Consider the following 17112-nt stretch of genomic DNA (forward strand, 5'->3'; position numbering starts at 1 on the left):
GGGGGGGGGGGTGGGGTTGGGGGGGGCCGGGGGGGGGGGTTTTTCTTGGGCGGGGGCGTTTTTTTTTAATTCTTTCCCCCCCCCCCCCCCCCCCCCCCCCCCCGGGGGGGGGCCCCCCCCCCCCCCCCCCCCCCCCCGGCCCCTGGCCGTTCCAGAAGTTCCGCCGCCCGCACTGTCGGGACATTCGGCACGAGGCCGTCCTCGTACCCGTGGCAGCTGGGGGGCTAGTGGGACGCGAGGTCCGCCGCCACGCACCGATCCCAGATCTCGCGGGCCGCCACCCGCACCGGACCTACCAGCGTGCGGTAGTCGAGCGAGGTGACCGGCGCGCACACGGATATCCCGGCCAGGTTTCCGTAGATGTGGTCGGGCGGCCCCAGGGAGACACCCACACAACCGAGGCCGGTGAACGCCTCGCCACGATCGAACGCCGCGCCCCGGTCGCGGACGGCCGCCAGATCGTCGGCGAGCTGGGCTTCGCTCGTCATGCTCTGCGGAGTCTGCCGTACCAGCGTGCCGTCGGCGGTCCGCCGCAGCTCATCGAAAACCGGTCGCCGGCCCGACTGATCGGCGAACGCCAGCTGTGCCTTACCCACCGCGGTCAGGTGTGCGGGTACCCGCTGCCCGACAGCGGTCGGGGTGGGACCGGACGAGCGACCGTTGACCTTGGCCAGGTAGACGGCATCGCCGCGACTGACAACAGCGAGCTGGATGGTCAGTCCGGTGCGATGCGCGAACGCCTGCATGATCGGCCGCGCGCCGTGCAACAGGCGGTTCTGGTTCAGCGCGGCCTGGCCCATCTCGTAGGCCTTGACTCCCAGTTCGTAGGTCTGCTCGGGGGACCGTGCGAGCCAGCCCGTGTTCGTGAGCTGCTCGAGCAGTCGATGGACCGACGAGCGGGGCAGGCCGGTGCGCGCGGTGACCTGAGCGAGGGTGAGGGGCCCGGCCCCGTTGAAAGTCTCCAGAACCAGGGATATCCGCTCGACCACCGATACCGGCACCCCGGCAGGGCTTGATGTTCTCATTCGGCCTCCCAGCACGCATCACAACTCTGTGACAGGAATCACGGTACTACCACGTCTGGGTGCAGCTCAAAGGACCGTGTCCGGCGTCGCCACCGACGATGGCATCCCACACCCCGCGCTGCCGAGCGAGTCTCCCGATCAGCGAGACGTCGGCCCGAACCGCCGGGATCGGGACCGTAGCCTGCCGGAGACCCGAACCCGCCCAGGACGCCGCAGGCGGGATACGAGTGATCAGGAGAGCGGATGCCCACGAAGACCGGTGCCGACCCGACGGTGCAGACCGATGCCGCCGCGACGGAGTCGCGTGCACGCCGCGTCCGCGTGGTCGAGGTGATCGAGGAGACCGCGGACGCCCGGTCGTTCGTCGTCGAGCCCGGTCTCGGAGATGCGGGGTCCTTCGACTACCGGCCCGGCCAGTTCCTGACCGTCCGCGTGCCGGATATCGGCAGTGGATCCGGCCGCTGCTATTCACTGTCGAGTTCGCCGCATACCGATATCCCGCTGAAATTCACGGTCAAACGGGTCGCGGGTGGGCACGGGTCCAATTGGCTCTGCGATTCGGTATCGGCGGGCGACGAGCTCGAGGTGTTACCGCCGGCGGGTACGTTCACGCCGGGTTCGCTCGACGACCCGGTGGTGCTGATCGCGGGTGGCAGTGGCATCACTCCGGTGATCGCCATCGCGAAGTCCATCCTGTTCGGCGGCACGGGCGATGTCGTGCTCGTCTACGCGAACCGGGACGAGGCGGCGGTGATCTTCGCCGAGGAGCTGCGGATGCTGGAATCGGGATTCGGTGACCGGTTCCACGTCGTGCACGTGCTCGAATCGGTGCAGGGCTACCCCAGTCGTCGCCTGCTGTCCACGCTGCTCGCGCCGCACACGGAAAGGGCTGTGTACATCTGCGGCCCGGGCCCCCTCATGGATCTCGCCGCCCAGGTGTGTTCGGAGGTGGGGTTTCCGGCGGCTCATGTGCATTCGGAGCGCTTTCTCTCACTACGCAGGGACCCGTTCGCCGACGAGCCGGACCCGGCGGGTGTCGATCCGGCGGCCGCCGGGGAGGTCGTCTGCCGGGTGCGGGTCTCCCTGGACGGCGCCGACCATCAGGTGCCGTGGACAGCCGGCCGCAAACTTCTCGACGCGCTCCTGGACGCCGGTCTCGAAGCTCCTTATTCGTGCCGGGAGGGCGCCTGCAGTGCCTGCGTCTGCTCGCTGAAGGCGGGCCGGGTGAACCTGGCGCACAACGAGATCCTCACCGAGGACGATCTCGCCGAGGGCTACATCCTGGCGTGTCAGGCCGAGCCGGTGAGCGGCGAGATCACGATCGAGTACTGAGTTCGGGCACACGTCGGCACGAGCACAGAAGTGCTGCCGGAAAGCCCCGCTCTTTATGCGCGGTTTGTCCGCGCTGCCGTGCGTGTCCGGCTCGGCCGGAAAAAGATCCCACTCAGCAGGAGATCCGCGTCACACCGGGTCCTCGGCTGCGAAGGTGGACACACTGCGACGAGTTTCGCGGTCGCAATCATTTGACCAGGAGGTATCGTGAATCCCACGACCGACACCGGCAAAGAGGTCCGTGTCATCGACACCGGCGCGCCGCCCGCGCGTTACGCGCGGGGCTGGCACTGCCTGGGTCTGACCCGTGATTTCGCAGATGGCCGACCCCACCAGATCGCCGCGTTCGGCACCGAACTCGTCGTCTTCCGCGGTGAGGAGGACGGGAAAATCAACGTCCTCAACGCGTTCTGCCCGCATATGGGCGGCAATCTTGCCCACGGCACCGTGAAGGGCAACGATATCGCCTGTCCCTTCCACGACTGGCGGTGGCGCGGGGACGGCAAATGCGCCGCCATCCCGTATGCCCGCCGGGTTCCCCCGCTTGCCCGGACCAAGGCATGGCCGACCATGGAGGTCAGCGGGCAGTTGTTCGTCTGGAACGATCCGCAGGGGAGTAAGCCGCCCGCCGAGCTGGCGATTCCGGCGATCCCCACCTACGGCGATCCCGGGTGGACGGACTGGGTGTGGAATTCGATCGAGGTCGAGGGTTCGCACTGCCGCGAGATCGTGGACAACGTCGTCGATATGGCGCATTTCTTCTATGTCCACTACGGCATGCCGACCTATTTCCGCAATGTCTTCGAGGGGCATACCGCGACCCAGATCATGCGGTCGCTGCCGCGTGCCGATGCGGCCGGGGTGAGTACCAGTACGAACTACAGCACCGAAAGCCAGTCGGACGCGACATATTTCGGACCTTCCTACATGGTGGACAAGCTCTGGAGCGGCGGCCGGGCCGGTGCCGGTGAGCCGAATATCTACCTGATCAACTGCCATTACCCGATCACCCCGACCTCGTTCCGGCTGCAGTACGGCGTCATGGTCGAGAAGCCGACCGGAATGGACGACGCCGCGGCCGAGCAGGTCGCCGCCGCCGTGGCGCAGGGCGTCGCGATCGGCTTCGAACAGGACGTCGAGATCTGGAAGAACAAATCGCGGATCGACAATCCGCTGCTGTGCGAGGAAGACGGCCCGGTGTACCAGCTGCGCCGTTGGTACGAACAGTTCTACGTCGATGTCGAGGACATCAAGCCGGAGATGGTCAACCGGTTCGAGTTCGAGATCGATACCGAACGCGCCCTGCAGAACTGGCAGGCCGAGGTCGACGCGAATCTGGCAGCCGGGCGCAGCGCCATTCCGGCACACCGTCAGGCCGCGTCCGCGACCTCCTGACCATCCCTTCATCCCTTCAGCAACCCGGACCAGGAGTCCCGATGTCCTACGAAGTACTCGACAAGATCGTCGCCCTCGCCGACGAGCTCCGGGCCGGCGCCGAGGAGGGGGATTCCCTCGGCCGCCTGCCCGACGATATGGCCAAAGGCCTCAAGGATGCCGGGATCATCCGGCTGTTGCAGCGTAAGAAGTACAACGGCTACGAAGCGCATCCGCGCGAGTTCGCCGAAACCGTGATGAAGACCGCGAGTTTCTACGGTTCCGCCGGTTGGGTCGGCGGCATCGTGGGTGTGCATCCGTGGCAGCTCGCCTTCGCCGACCCCAAGGTGCAGGAGGAGGTTCTCGGCACCGACAGCGATACCTGGCAGGCCTCGCCGTATATGCCCGGCGGGGTCGCGGTGCCGGCCGACGGCGGCTATGTGATGAACGGCCGCTGGCAGTTCTCGTCGGGCACCGACCACTGCGACTGGATCTTCCTCGGCGCGATGGTGGGCGGCGCGGACGGCAAACCGCTGATGCCGCCGCAAGGTCTGCACGTGATCCTGCCCCGATCCGATTACGAGATCGTGGCGGATTCCTGGGACGTCGTCGGCCTGCGCGGAACCGGTAGCAAGGACATCATCGTCAAGGACGCCTTCATCCCCGAGTACCGGGTGATGGATTCGGCGAAGGTGATGGACGGGACGGCCGCCAAGGAATACGGCGTCACCGAAACCCTGTACAAGATGCCGTGGTCCACCATGTTCCCGCTGGGTATCACCTCCGCGACCATCGGCATCTGCGAAGGCGTGCTCGCGGCGGGCGTCGACTATCAGCGCAACCGCGTGGGCGCCACCGGCACTCTCGTCAAGGACGATCCGTACGTGCTGCACGCACTCGGGGAGGCGGCGTCGGAGATCGACGCGGCCCGCCAGCAGTTGCTGGCCAATGTGGACCGCATCTTCGACCTGGTCGACCGGGGCGAGGAGATCGACTTCGAAATGCGGGCCGCGGTGCGCCGGGATCAGGCCCGCGCCGCCTGGCGGGCCGTCCGCGCGGCCGACGAGATCTTCGACCGCGCCGGTGGCAACGCGCTGCGGATGGACAACCCGTTACAGCGGTTCTGGCGTGACGCGCATGCCGGTCTGCACCACGCCATCCACGTCACCAGCACCACCTATCACGCGGCCGCCATGGCTTCGCTCGGTGTAGAGGTCCCGCAGGGGCCGCTGCGCGTGATGATCTGACGGCTCGGAAGGAAGACCCACAACGATGACGGAAATCAAAGCGCTCGGCTATGTACGAGTGCAGGCGACGGATATGGACCGCTGGCGCGAACTCGGTTTCGAGGTGCTGGGTTTCGCGCCTGGATTCGGCGACGAAACCGACGCCCTGCACTTCCGGATGGACGAACGACCCTCGCGCATCACCGTCGAACGAGGGGATGTCGACCGGGTGACCGCGGTCGGCTGGGAGGTCCGCGACGCGCCTGCGCTGCGCCGGCTGACCGCGATCTTGGACGAGGCCGGGTTCGCGTACACGCCCATGTCGCAGGAACTGGCCGACCGGCGCAAGGTGGAGGCCGGTATCTGCATGAAGGATCCCGGCGGCACCCCGCTGGAATTCTTCTACGGGCCGGTGCTCGAGCACAGCCCGGTGATCACCAAGTACGGCCAGAAGTTCATCACGGGCGACCAGGGCCTGGGGCATGTGGTGATGCCGACGACCAATTTCGACGAATCGTTCGCCTTCTACACCGAGACGCTGGGCTTCCTGTCCCGCGGCGCCTTCCGGATGCCCGCACCACCGGAAGCGGGGCCGCTGCGGATCCGGTTCATGGGCGTCAACCAGCGTCACCACAGTCTGGCGATCATGCCCAGTATGGAGGGCCGTGATCCGGGGCTGATCCATGTGATGGTGGAGGTGGACGAACTCGACGCGGTGGGTCGCGCCTACGACCAGGTGATGGCCCGGAACTTCCCCGTGTCCTCGACACTGGGCCGGCATACGAACGACAAGATGATCTCCTTCTACGTGCGGGTGCCCGGCGGCTGGGATATCGAATACGGCACCGGTGGCCGGCCCGTCGACGAGACCTACTACACGGCCGAGGAGATCACCGCCGACAGCTACTGGGGCCATGAATGGATGTGGGCCCGGGAGATGAAGGAAGCGCAGCGGGCCGCGGAAGCCGGCAACGGGGAACCGGCGCGAGTCTGAAATTCAGGCGGTGACACACCGGCCGCAGGAGTCGGTGGTGGCCGCAGCAGTGCACAGCCGCACCACAGGTGCGGTTGTGCACTGCTGGAGACAGCCGGTAGCCGGACTTCGGCGAGCCGGTCCGAAAGTGTGGCAGACGGGGATCCGGCCGGTCCGGTCGCCGGACCGGCGGAAGCGGCACTGCCAGGTACCCGACTGCCGAGCCGAACGGATTCGACCAGCGGGCCGCCGGGCGGTGGCCGCTGAATCCAGGCACCTCGGCTGCAGGGTCACCGCCCTGATCGGGGCTACGCGGGGGAATGCGACCGGCGGGTTCCCGGCTGGGGAGGGCAGGACTCGAATTGGTGGACCGCTGGGTGGGAACAAGCGCTCGACTCGTGCCGCAGGGCCCTTAATTTGACTTCGAACACAGGTACCTCAGCGAGGGAAGTGAATGTTGTGACAACCCAGGACAGCGATTTCGACGCCGTCGTCGTCGGTGCCGGGATCTCCGGCCTGTATGCGGTGTACAAGTTCCGCAAGCGCGGGATGCGCGTACACGGCTTCGAATCGGCCGAGGGAGTCGGCGGCACCTGGTATCACAATCGGTACCCCGGTGCCCGGTGTGATGTCGAGAGTATCGACTACTCCTACTCGTTCGACGAAGAGTTGCAGCAGGAATGGACCTGGACCGAACGGTTCGCCACGCAAGAGGAGATCCTGCGCTACCTCGAGCATGTGGCGGATCGCCATGATCTGCGGTCGGCCTACGATTTCCTCACCCGGGTGACCTCGGCCGTCTACGACGAAGCGGCCGGCCGGTGGACCATTACGACCGATACCGGGAAAACCGTGACGGCTCGATTTTGCATTATGGCGACCGGCGTCCTGTCGGCCACCAACAAACCGGATATCCCCGGCCGCGACACCTTCGCCGGCGAGACCTATCACACCGGTGAATGGCCGCACGAGCCGGTGGAATTCGCCGGGAAACGAGTCGGCGTCATCGGTACCGGATCCTCCGGTATCCAGGCCATCCCGATCATCGCCGAAGAGGCCGAACAGGTCGTCGTATTCCAGCGCAGCCCCAATTATTCGATTCCCGCCGGTAACCGGCGGCTGTCCGACGAACTCCTGGCCGAGGTGAAGGCCAATTATGCCGAGCGGCGCCGGTTGTCCCGGATCAGCGGTGGCGGTACCCCGAACAGTCCGCATCCCAAGGGCGCGTTGGAGGTCGACGAGGCCGAGCGCCTCCGGGTGTACGACGAATGGTGGCAGCGCGGTGGCTATCTGTTCACCAAGGCATTTCCCGATCAGATGGTCAGCAAGGCGGCCAACGACACCGCGCGCGAATACGTCGAAGCCAAGATCCGGGAGATGGTCGAGGATCCGGAGGTCGCCGATCAACTGATCCCCACCGACCATCCCATCGGTACCAAGCGCATTGTCACCGACACCGGATATTTCCAGACCTACAACCGCGACAACGTGACGCTGGTGAACTTGCGGCGCACCCCGATCACCGAGATCACCGAATCCGGTGTGCGCACCGACGCGGCCTCTTACGAGCTGGATATTCTCATCTTCGCGACCGGTTTCGACGCGATGACCGGTTCGCTGGCACGGATCGATATCCGCGGCCGGGAAGGCCGCGAACTGCGCGCCGAATGGTCGGCGGGACCGCGCACCTATCTCGGGCTGGCCGTCGACGGTTTCCCGAATATGTTCATCTTATCCGGCCCCGGCAGCCCCAGCGTGCTCGCGAATATGGTCCTGATGGCCGAGCAGCACGTCGACTGGATCGCCGACTGTATGGACCACCTGGACGCCCACGGGATCGCCACGATCGAAGCGACCCGGGAAGCGGCCGACGAATGGGTGGCCGAATGCAACGCCAAAGCCGCGGGCACCCTGTTCCCGTCCGCGAATTCCTGGTACATGGGCGCGAATATCCCCGGTAAACCACGCGTATTCATGCCCTACATCGGCGGTTTCGGAAACTACAACGCGCTCTGCGCCGAGGTGGCGGAGGCCGGATACAAGGGTTTCGCGCTCGACGGCCGGACCGCCGGCAACTGAGCTTCCGCATCGAATACTCCGGCACGAGCGTGCCTTTCCCGTACGACGAAATGTGAGGACGTGGTCGAGATGGGCGGACAACGAAGGTCCGACCTGCATCCGGATGTCGAGGCGATGCTCTCGGCACTGGAATCGTTTCCGGATGTCACCCAGCACACGGCGGCGGAGCTACGCGAGATCATCGCCGCGCGTCGCGCACCGTTGACCCGCGAACCGCAGATGCGGATCGCACAGGACCGGACGATCGAGGGCCCGGGCGGTGACCTGGCCGTTCGCGTCTACGTCCCGCACGGCGGCACCGGTCCGCGGCCGGTGGTGGTCTTCGCCCACGGCGGTGGCTTCGTCTTCTGCGATCTCGACAGTCACGACGAATTCTGCCGGTCGATGGCGGCGGCGGTCGATGTCGTGGTCGTCTCGGTCGATTACCGGCGGGCACCCGAGCATCCCGGACCGGCGGCACTGGAGGATATGTACGCCGCGGTGCGCTGGATGGCCGGACACGCCGCGGAGTTCGGCGGCGACCCGGCCCGGCTGGTGGTGGCCGGGGACAGCGCCGGCGGCAATCTGGCGGCGACGGTGAGCCTGGCCGCCCGCGACCGCGGCGGCCCGGCGATCGCCGCGCAGGTCCTGCTCTACCCGGTGATCGACGACGATTTCACCACCGAGTCCTACCGGCTCTACGGCGAGAACTACTACAACACCACCAAGGCCATGCGCTGGTATTGGCAGCAGTACGCGCCGCACGGAACCGACAGCCCGTATCTCGTCCCGACCCGCGCCGAATCACTGGCCGGACTGCCCCGGGCGATCGTCGCGACCGCCGAACTCGACCCGCCGTGCTCGGCCGGTGACGACTACGCCCGGCGGCTCGCCGCGGCAGGGGTTCCGGTCACCGCACACCGGTTCGACGGTCTGTTCCACGGTTTCCTGACCTTCCCGTCGCTCTCGCTCACCGGCCCGGCCCGCGAGAAACTCTGGCAACTGATGCGGGATGTGCTCGCGACGTCCGAGAACTCGCCGGCCACCGATATGAGCGGAGCGGCCGGATGACGGCCACCGGAGGACGACTACCGGACCGGACGCGAACCCGATGAGCACGGAGAGGACTATGGCGCAGCGATTGGCGGGCCGGACAGCCCTGGTGACCGGCAGCAGCCGTGGAATAGGTCGCGCGATCGCGCAGCGGCTGGCGGCGGAGGGCGCGACCGTCGTGGTCACCGCCCGGTCGGCCGCGGCACCGACACCGTCGGTCCGCGACGGCGAGACCCATCTGCTGTCCGGTTCGCTGAACGAGACCGTGCGGGCGATCGAGAACGCCGGCGGTAAGGCGATCGCGATCCCCGCCGACCTCGAGGACACCGAGCAGCGTGCCGGGTTGATCGGCAAGGTCGTCGAAGCGGCCGGCGGTATCGACATTCTGGTCAACAACGCGGGGTTCGCCGATTACAGCTCGATCGCCGAGATGAGCGATGCGACCTTCGATCGGACCATCGAGCACTATTTGAAGGTCCCGTTCGTGCTCAGCCGCGCCGCGATCCCGCATATGCGCCGGCGTGGTGCGGGCTGGATCGTCAATATCGGGTCCTCGACCGGGCTCGACCCCATCCGGCCGTTCCGGGAGTACAACAAGACCTCCGGCGATGTCGTCTACGCTTCCGCGAAGGCCGGTCTGCACCGGCTGACCCAGGGGCTGGCCGCGGAAGTCCTCGACGACGGTATCGCGGTCAACGCGGTAGGACCGTCGACCGCCGTCATGACGCCGGGCGCGGCGGCCCTGCTGCCGGACGGCTACGACACCGAACCGGTCGAATATCTCGTGCAGACGGTGCTGGAGATGTGCACGATGCCGGCGGCCGAGCGCACCGGGCTGGTCGCCTTCAGCCTGCACTACCCGTATGCGACGAACACCCCCGTCATGTCGCTCGACGGACGCACCGAATTGCCGCGGCGTGAGCCGCCGGCGTGGGCGAACCCGAACATCAGGCCGGAGGGTATCTGATGGCCACCACCGCGAAGGAACGGTTCGGGCGGGGGACCGCCGTGGTCACCGGCGCCGCGGCGGGGATCGGAAAAGGGCTGGCGCAGCGCCTCGGCGAGTACGGAATGTTCGTCGTCGTCGCCGATATCGACACCGGACGCGCCGCGGAGGCAGCGGCGCAGATCGTCGAAAATGGCGGCCGCGCGGAAGGTTTCGGCGTCGATGTCGCGGACCTCGCGCAAGTCGAGGCGCTGGCGGCGACGGTCTTCGAGCGCTACGGCAGCGTGGAGCTGCTGATCAACAACGCCGGTGTCGAATCGTCCGGCCTGCTGTGGGACATCGACCCGCAGCGATGGCAGCGGGTGATGCAGATCAATGTGGACGGCGTTTTCCACTGCCTGAAATCATTCGTGCCGCGGATGATCGACGCCGGCACACCGGCCTGTATCGCCAACCTGTCCTCTGTCGGCGGGCTCAACACCGTCGCGGTGCAATCGCCCTATATCGTCAGCAAATTCGCGGTACAGGCGATGACCGAATGCCTGCACCAGGACCTGTCCATCGTCGGCGCGCCGATCCAGGTCAGCGCGGTCGTCCCGCATTCCATCCGCAGCGAGATCTTCCTCGCCGCCCAGCGCGAGGCGCCCACGGACAACCCCACCGCGAACGCCGTTTTCGCGGCCATGCAGCGCGACAACGTCGAGAAAGGGCTCGATCCGCTCGACGCGGCCGCTCATATGCTCGAACAGATCGCTCGCGGCGATTTCTGGGTCTTCTCCGACGACGAGATGTGCACGGCTGCGGCGACCCGGCGCGGCCGGCAGCTCATCGATCAGAACCCGCCCTCGAACCCACGCGATATGCTCGCCCGGATGGGCGTGCCGCTTCCGGAAGGCAGCTCATGACAGACATCATCGACGCCGGTATCGACGCCTCCGCCGAGCCGGAAACTCTGCTGCACAACGCGATAGCGGAGGCCGACCCCGCCCCGCTGCTGATGTCGATGGTGCACGCGACCGGCGATATCGGCCTGCTCGAGGAATTCGGCGCCCGGCTGACCATCACCGAACCCGGCAACCATTACCGCACCGGTACCCGGCCGGCCACTCCGCCCGGCACCTATCCCGAAGACGTAGCGGCCGATATCCGCGCCCGTGCCCGCGAACTCCTCACGCCCGGAGTCGAGCCGAAGCTGGGGGTGCCCGACGAGGAACTGTTCGGCCGGATGGCCACCGTATGCACCTCGGAACGAGTGGACACCGAGTTCCTTCCGCTCCTGCTGGAACAGGCGGGCTTCGAGAAGGACCGGCGCCATGTGCCGGTGACCACCACACCGCCCGCCGATTTCGAAGTCATCGTGATCGGCGCCGGAATGGTCGGAATCAACGCCGGAATCAAACTGGGCGAAGCCGGCTTCCCGTTCACCATCTTCGAGGAACGCGACGATATCGGCGGGACCTGGCATCGCAACACCTACCCCGGTGCGGCCGTCGATACCCCCAGCCACTACTACTCGTACTCGTTCGAACTCAATCCGAACTGGTCGAAGTATTACCCGACCGGCGTCGAATACCAGAACTATCTGCTCGACGTGGTCGAGAAGTACCGGTTGCGCGAGAACATCCGGTTCGGCACGCGCGTGCGGTCGGCCACCTGGTCGAACGAGGAGAACCGGTGGGAGGTGGTGACCGAGGACCGTACCGGCACGGTGCGCCACCATCGGGCGCGTGCGGTCGTCACCGCACTCGGCATGCTCAACGCCCCGAATATCCCCGACGTACCGGGTATGGACACGTTCGCCGGCACGATCACCCACACCGCCGAATGGGATACCGATCTCGACCTGCGCGGCAAGCGTGTGGTCGTCCTGGGCACCGGCTGCACCGCGGTGCAGGTGGTGGCCGATATCGTGGACGATGTCGAATCGCTGGACGTGGTGGTCCGCAGCCCGCACTGGCTCGTCCCGGAGAAAACCGTGGGCGGGGAGGTGCCCGACGGCGAGAAGTGGGCGATGGCCAATCTGCCGTTCTACGACCGGTGGTTCCGGTTGCGGACGTACTGGTTCGCCTCGGACAACCTCTACGTACTGCCTCGTATCGACAAAGAGTGGGCGGCCACCCATCGATCGGCCTCGCCGGCCAACGATATGGTGCTGAACACGGCGCTGGAGTATCTGCAGAAGAGCTTCCCGGATCGCCCCGATCTGATCGAGAAACTCACCCCCGACTTCCGGCCGTATTCGAAGCGGATCGTGAAGGACCCCGGATTCTTCGCGGCGCTGAACCGGGAGCATGTGAATCTGCACCGGGCGGCCTTCCGGGAGATCACCCCGGACGGTGTCGTCACCACAGAAGGAACATTCATCCCCGCGGACGTGATCGTGCTCGCCACCGGATTCCGGCTCCAGTTCACCACCGCGATCGATATCACCGGCCGGGACGGCCGTACCCTGGCCGAACTCTGGAAGGGCGGCGAGGACCCGCGGGCCTATCGGGGCGTGCAGGTATCGGGTTTCCCGAACCTGTTCATCACCGCCGGACCCAACTCGGCTCCGAACCACGGCGCCGGCCACAACATCACCGGCGAGGAACAGGTCCACTACGTCATCGAATGCCTGCAGTACCTGCTCGAGAACGAGCACGCCGCCATGGACGTAACCCAGGCGGCGCAGGACGAGTACAACAGGCGAGTCGACGAAGCACTCGACGAGACCGTATGGGTACATCCCGGCGCGGAGACCAACGGGTACTACCGCAACAGTTCCGGCCGGGCCGTGGTGCCCTGTCCGTGGCGCCTGGTCGACTACTGGACCCTGATGCGGGAGCCGCAGCCGGAGGACCTGACATTCATCTCGAACGGTAGCGCCGGAAAATGACCGCGTGGAGGTCGCCGCCTCTGCTCCGGTGACCTTCCGCAGCGGATCATCGAACGCGTAGCATACGAACACATTCGCCCGGGCAGCCGGTCGGCGACGAGCTCATCGAGTTCCCGCCGGCCGGCTTCGGCCGTATCGGGCTGACGATCCCTGCCCGCCGCACGGTGGCCCCTCTCACCGCGGCTGCGCTGGTGGAACCGAATCGGTCGTTCCGGTCATCGGGAGGCGCAGGCCCTGCCGGTGGGGGAGCCGATACCGTCGCACCGAGAGCATACCCAGCAGGAGGAGTGGTCTTATGACAGGTGAACCCAGTAAGAAGGGGTGGAAGCGATGACCATGCGACCGCTCGCCTGTGAGAGGTGTGGCAACCGGGTGCTGGTGGAAAAGTTCAGCCCCGTCCATACCGCGGTGCAATGGACCTCCGATCCCCGGGAATGCCCGGTGATCGCGGCCCGCAGCCGGGGTATCGGCGACCGGGAACGCGAATGCGAGGTACTGCATCGCAGTATCGATCGCGCGGTGCGCGAGCAGGTACTGCCCGAATCGCGGCTCGAGCTGCCACACGGCGAAGCAATTCCCAGACTGCACTGACCTGCACCGTCGCGGACTTCCGTGGTCCTGCGGTCCGCCGCGGCGCCGGTGCTCGGCATGTCGTGGCCTGGCCGGGAGTGGCTGTGCCGCTCACCGGGAGCATGCGCCGACGCAGCCCCACGCCGGTGGCAGGCTCGGTAGCCATGAGTACCCCAGTCGATACCCGAACTGTTCCCGAATTGCGTGAACTGCCCACCGAACGAGGCGTACTGCGCTACCGCGAAGCCGGCGACGGCGCGCCCTTGCTGCTGCTGCACGGATCCGGCCCCGGAGTCACCGGCTGGCGCAACTTCGGCGGCAACTTCGCCACCTTCGCCGAGCACTACCGGACCCTGGTCCTGGAGCTGCCCGGATTCGGTGTCAGCGACGATTTCGGTGCGGTGCACCCGATGATGTCGGCCCAGCAGGCGGTCACCGCATTCCTCGACGGCCTCGGACTCGACCGGGTCCGCATCATCGGCAACTCGATGGGTGGTTTCGTGGCCACCGATTTCGCACTCGCCGCCCCCGACCGAGTCGAGCGGCTGGTCACCATCGGTGGTATCGGTACCCCGGTGCTCAGCCCGCAGCCGGGGGAAGGAATCATCCGGCTCAGCGAGTTCGTCGACAATCCCACCCGCGAAGCGTTGGTGGCGTGGCTGCGCTCGATGGTGTTCGACCAGTCGCTGGTAACCGAGGAGCTGATCGAGGAACGCTGGCAGCAGGCCACCGATCCGGCCACGCTGGAGAATTCGCGCCGGATGTACAGCAGCGCGGCGCTGGCACGGATGGCCGCGGCCGCCCGCAGCGTGGACACCACACCGAACTGGGCCAAACTGGGCGGGCTCGCGGTACCCACCCTCGTCACCTGGGGACGTGACGATCGGGTCAGCCCGGTCGATATGGCGTTGCTCCCGATGCGCACCCTCCGCAACGGTGAGGTACACATCTTCCCCAACTGCGGCCACTGGGTGATGATCGAGCAGAAGGAAGCCTGGGAAGCGACCGTCCTAGCGTTCCTCCGCCGCTGACGCGGGATCGCCCCCCGTCGAGGACGCCGATTCCGGAGCCGGTTCGATCACCGGCTCCGGAATCGCGCAGAAGCTGTGGCAGATACGGTCTTTGACGATTTGCTCGGGGCTCTCGGGGTCGAACCACTGGTCCACCAGAGCCCAGTGCACGGGATGGTTCATATAGGGACCGAGCAGGCCCTCGACATCGGCGAATTCCTGCTCCCAGACATGCGTCCATCGGGAGGTGCCCGCGGCATGCTCGACGCGGCTGAGTTGCCACGCCTGGATGGCCGGTATATGGCGCGGCATTTGCAGGGTCGCGTGTTCGAACCGGGCGATTTCGGCCGGTGTGGCCGCATCGTCCACGCGCAAGAGCAGGGTGCGGTAGACCGTCGATGGGTGCGCGTCGCTGCGACGCCCGCTGCGGCCGTCTCCGGCACGGCCACCGGAATACTCGGCGGAGTCGATATGGTCGATGGCCGGGCATGCCATGGTTTCGTGGACCGCGTCGCGAACGGACAGCCACTCGGCTTTCGAGGCGAACCGGAAATGTGCGAGCAGATCGCCGCCGTTGCGCACTCCCGGCAGTGTCCGGGCGACCAGCGGTCGCTGCGCCCCCGCCCCTTCCGCGGCCGCGGTGATGCGTTTGACGGTCATCTCCGTGGTCAGGGTGTCGGCGGGATCCGCGAGGCGTAGCAGACACGTCACCTTATACATCGCACAGTCCTTCCACATCCTCGGCGCGGCTCGCCATGGACCGGGTTCGTTCGACGATCATCGGCGCCATCGATTCCCACCACCGGGCCGGTTCGGGGTCGTGGCGGGCATCGACCGCTGCCGCCCACCAGGCTCCGGGACCGGGCACCGTCCAGGTGGCGGTGACGGTGTTCTGTTCACCGTCGATCCAGGCCGGCGGGCTCACCAGAATCCGATCGAGCGTCAGCCCCCGTTCGCGTGCCCGCGGCGCGTAGCCGCTGAGATAGGCGTCGATGAAGGCGCGTGCGCTACCGGGCGTGAGCACGATCCGATCGATGATGAAGATGGTGCGGTCGTCCATGTTCCGAACCTAAGCGCTGCCGTCTGGGCCGGTGCCGGTGTCTCCCGGTGGTCGGGAGTTCTGACCGTGGGATGCCTTGTAGGCTGCACGATCATGGCCGCCGACCCTGATTCGTACCCCAACCTGCCCGCGACCAGTTGGGCCGTCCTGGGCATGTTGTCCTTCGGTGAGGAGCTGACCGGCAACGATCTGAAGAAATGGGCGGATTGGAGTATCGGGTTCTTCTATTGGAGCCCGTCGGTGAGTCAGGTGTACGGCGCGCTGGAGAAGCTCGAGGAGCTCGAGTTGGTGCACTCCCATGTGGTCGCCGATGAGGGGGTGCGCGGCCGGCGACTCTACCGGATCACCGATCTCGGCCTGCGCGCGTTGCGCAACTGGTCGCGGGATGCCGAGGTCGATATGCCGGTGCTCAAACACGGTGTGATGCTTCGGCTTTGGATGGGCCATCTGCACGACCCCGATCAGTTGAAGACGATCGTGCGCAGGCATATCGAGAACCTGCGCGACCGGGCCCAGCAGGCGCAGGTGCATGCCGACCACTCCGAACCGGAACCCGGCTGGGCCTTCACCCAGATGAGCCTGCGCTGGTCGCAACGGTACTTCGCGGCAGAAATAGAACTGGCCGAGCAGCTGCTGGCCGAGATCGATGAGGTGGCCGCCCGGTATCGCGAATCGGCGATGCGTGACGAAAACGATATGCCGATACCGCGGCAGCCGGGTAGATGGCGCACGGTGGGCGAGGGTTCCTCCCACGACTCGTGACGACCGTGCGGTCACCCCTCAGCGAGGACGCTCGGCGCGGTGGGTAGCGCCCGCAATATGTTGCGGCGCTGAAGCGTCGGAGTGACGCGTACCCCGGCAGAGACACTGCGCCAGATTGCGTGGGCGGCGAGTTGGACGGGGCTGGTCATCCGGCTGTCGAAGGTCAGCTTCGTCAAGGGCCCGCAGATCGACACCGCGGTCGTCGCCTCGCCGACCGGCCCGATCGGCGAGGCGATACACCCGAAGCCGTGGACGGCCTCGGTGCGATCGGTGGCGTAGCCGAGCTCGCGGATGCGCGCATGCTCCGGACCGCTGCCGCCGTTGAAGGCCAGCAGCGCCTTTCCGAGCGCTGTGCGCGCGGCCGGCAGCCGGCCACCCACCCGCGTGGGCACATGCGCGGCGAGCCGGCCGCCGATCTTGTCGAGATACACGACGTCGTTGCCGTCGAGGACGGCGAGGTGCACAACCATGCCGGTTGCTCGGTAGAGGTGGTGGAGGTGTTCGGCGGACGCGGCGTGGATTCGGTTCTGGTGCACGGCGAGTGAGCCGAGTTCGACCAGCCGGATTCCGAGACTGTAGCTGCGGCCTTCGCGGCGCAACCAGCGCAACTGGACGAGCCGGTCCAGCATGCGGTGGGCGGAGGATCGGGGCAGGCCGGTGCGGAGGACGATCTCGGACAATCCGAGGCTCTCTTGACCGTTGAAGGCTTCCAGAACAAGCGAGATGCGGTCGAGGATGGCGCTGGGGGTCGCGGCCGTACCGGTGTGCATCTCCTGGGTGGTGATTGTCATGCTGGCTCCCTTGCCTACCTGCGCCATCGCTCTGACATGGCTATTTCTATTAGAAAT

16 protein-coding genes are annotated in these 17112 nt (G+C 66.6%); 12 read left to right on the forward strand and 4 right to left on the reverse strand.

All coding sequences use genetic code 11. From position 1 onward, the window contains the following. Window positions 1–224: 224 nt before the first annotated feature. On the reverse strand, window positions 225–1025 hold the full coding sequence (locus QH276_RS19885; RefSeq protein ID WP_280400399.1) for an IclR family transcriptional regulator: 801 nt from the start codon (window positions 1023–1025) through the stop codon (window positions 225–227). Window positions 1026–1268: 243 nt separating this feature from the next. On the opposite strand from QH276_RS19885, the gene QH276_RS19890 reads away from it, so the two are divergent. The 11 genes from QH276_RS19890 to QH276_RS19940 all read left to right on the forward strand — a co-directional run bounded on the left by QH276_RS19890 (window position 1269) and on the right by QH276_RS19940 (window position 14463). After that, window positions 1269–2357: a ferredoxin--NADP reductase gene (locus QH276_RS19890; protein WP_280400398.1), complete on the forward strand. Its 1089-nt coding sequence runs from the start codon at window positions 1269–1271 to the stop codon at window positions 2355–2357. Between the two features lie 207 nt (window positions 2358–2564). Further along, window positions 2565–3752, forward strand: coding sequence for a Rieske 2Fe-2S domain-containing protein (locus QH276_RS19895; RefSeq protein ID WP_280400397.1), 1188 nt, complete (start codon window positions 2565–2567; stop codon window positions 3750–3752). Between the two features lie 41 nt (window positions 3753–3793). Beyond that, on the forward strand, window positions 3794–4978 hold the full coding sequence (locus tag QH276_RS19900; protein WP_280400396.1) for an acyl-CoA dehydrogenase family protein: 1185 nt from the start codon (window positions 3794–3796) through the stop codon (window positions 4976–4978). A 25-nt stretch (window positions 4979–5003) separates the two neighbouring features. Beyond that, window positions 5004–5951 carry a VOC family protein gene (locus tag QH276_RS19905; protein WP_280400395.1) on the forward strand — a complete coding sequence of 316 codons (948 nt, stop codon included), beginning with the start codon at window positions 5004–5006 and terminating at the stop codon, window positions 5949–5951. Between the two features lie 438 nt (window positions 5952–6389). Continuing rightward, window positions 6390–8009 carry a flavin-containing monooxygenase gene (locus QH276_RS19910; protein ID WP_280400394.1) on the forward strand — a complete coding sequence of 540 codons (1620 nt, stop codon included), beginning with the start codon at window positions 6390–6392 and terminating at the stop codon, window positions 8007–8009. Between the two features lie 69 nt (window positions 8010–8078). Then, complete coding sequence (locus tag QH276_RS19915) at window positions 8079–9059, forward strand: alpha/beta hydrolase (protein ID WP_280400401.1); 981 nt, start codon at window positions 8079–8081, stop codon at window positions 9057–9059. A 58-nt stretch (window positions 9060–9117) separates the two neighbouring features. Continuing rightward, window positions 9118–10008 carry an SDR family NAD(P)-dependent oxidoreductase gene (locus QH276_RS19920; protein WP_280400393.1) on the forward strand — a complete coding sequence of 297 codons (891 nt, stop codon included), beginning with the start codon at window positions 9118–9120 and terminating at the stop codon, window positions 10006–10008. Further along, window positions 10008–10892, forward strand: a complete 885-nt coding sequence (locus QH276_RS19925) for an SDR family NAD(P)-dependent oxidoreductase (protein ID WP_280400392.1) — start codon at window positions 10008–10010, stop codon at window positions 10890–10892. Before QH276_RS19920 ends, QH276_RS19925 begins: the two co-directional genes overlap by 1 nt. Further along, the gene (locus QH276_RS19930) at window positions 10889–12862 is read left to right on the forward strand and encodes a flavin-containing monooxygenase (protein ID WP_280400391.1); all 1974 of its coding nucleotides are present in this window, start codon (window positions 10889–10891) and stop codon (window positions 12860–12862) included. Before QH276_RS19925 ends, QH276_RS19930 begins: the two co-directional genes overlap by 4 nt. Window positions 12863–13192: 330 nt before the next feature. Further along, window positions 13193–13453: a hypothetical protein gene (locus QH276_RS19935; RefSeq protein ID WP_280400390.1), complete on the forward strand. Its 261-nt coding sequence runs from the start codon at window positions 13193–13195 to the stop codon at window positions 13451–13453. Window positions 13454–13596: 143 nt separating this feature from the next. After that, window positions 13597–14463, forward strand: a complete 867-nt coding sequence (locus tag QH276_RS19940; RefSeq protein ID WP_280400389.1) for an alpha/beta fold hydrolase — start codon at window positions 13597–13599, stop codon at window positions 14461–14463. Here QH276_RS19940 and QH276_RS19945 read toward each other — a convergent pair. Together QH276_RS19945 and QH276_RS19950 are read right to left on the reverse strand one after the other, a co-directional pair. Further along, window positions 14443–15162 carry a Dabb family protein gene (locus QH276_RS19945; protein WP_280400388.1) on the reverse strand — a complete coding sequence of 240 codons (720 nt, stop codon included), beginning with the start codon at window positions 15160–15162 and terminating at the stop codon, window positions 14443–14445. The two genes, QH276_RS19940 and QH276_RS19945, sit on opposite strands and share 21 nt — an antisense overlap. Continuing rightward, window positions 15155–15502: a hypothetical protein gene (locus tag QH276_RS19950; protein ID WP_280400387.1), complete on the reverse strand. Its 348-nt coding sequence runs from the start codon at window positions 15500–15502 to the stop codon at window positions 15155–15157. The genes QH276_RS19945 and QH276_RS19950 overlap by 8 nt, the downstream gene beginning before the upstream one ends. Before the next feature lie 93 nt (window positions 15503–15595). Between QH276_RS19950 and QH276_RS19955 the strand changes: the two genes are divergently transcribed. Continuing rightward, window positions 15596–16264 (forward strand): PadR family transcriptional regulator, encoded by a 669-nt coding sequence (locus QH276_RS19955; RefSeq protein ID WP_280400386.1) that lies wholly within the window; start codon window positions 15596–15598, stop codon window positions 16262–16264. A gap of 11 nt (window positions 16265–16275) precedes the next feature. Here QH276_RS19955 and QH276_RS19960 read toward each other — a convergent pair whose 3' ends face one another. Then, entirely contained in the window at window positions 16276–17055 is a 780-nt protein-coding gene (locus tag QH276_RS19960) for an IclR family transcriptional regulator (RefSeq protein ID WP_280400385.1), read from the reverse strand. Window positions 17056–17112 lie beyond the last annotated feature (57 nt).

Source organism: Nocardia carnea, from assembly GCF_029869215.1.
Taxonomy (GTDB): domain Bacteria; phylum Actinomycetota; class Actinomycetes; order Mycobacteriales; family Mycobacteriaceae; genus Nocardia; species Nocardia carnea_B.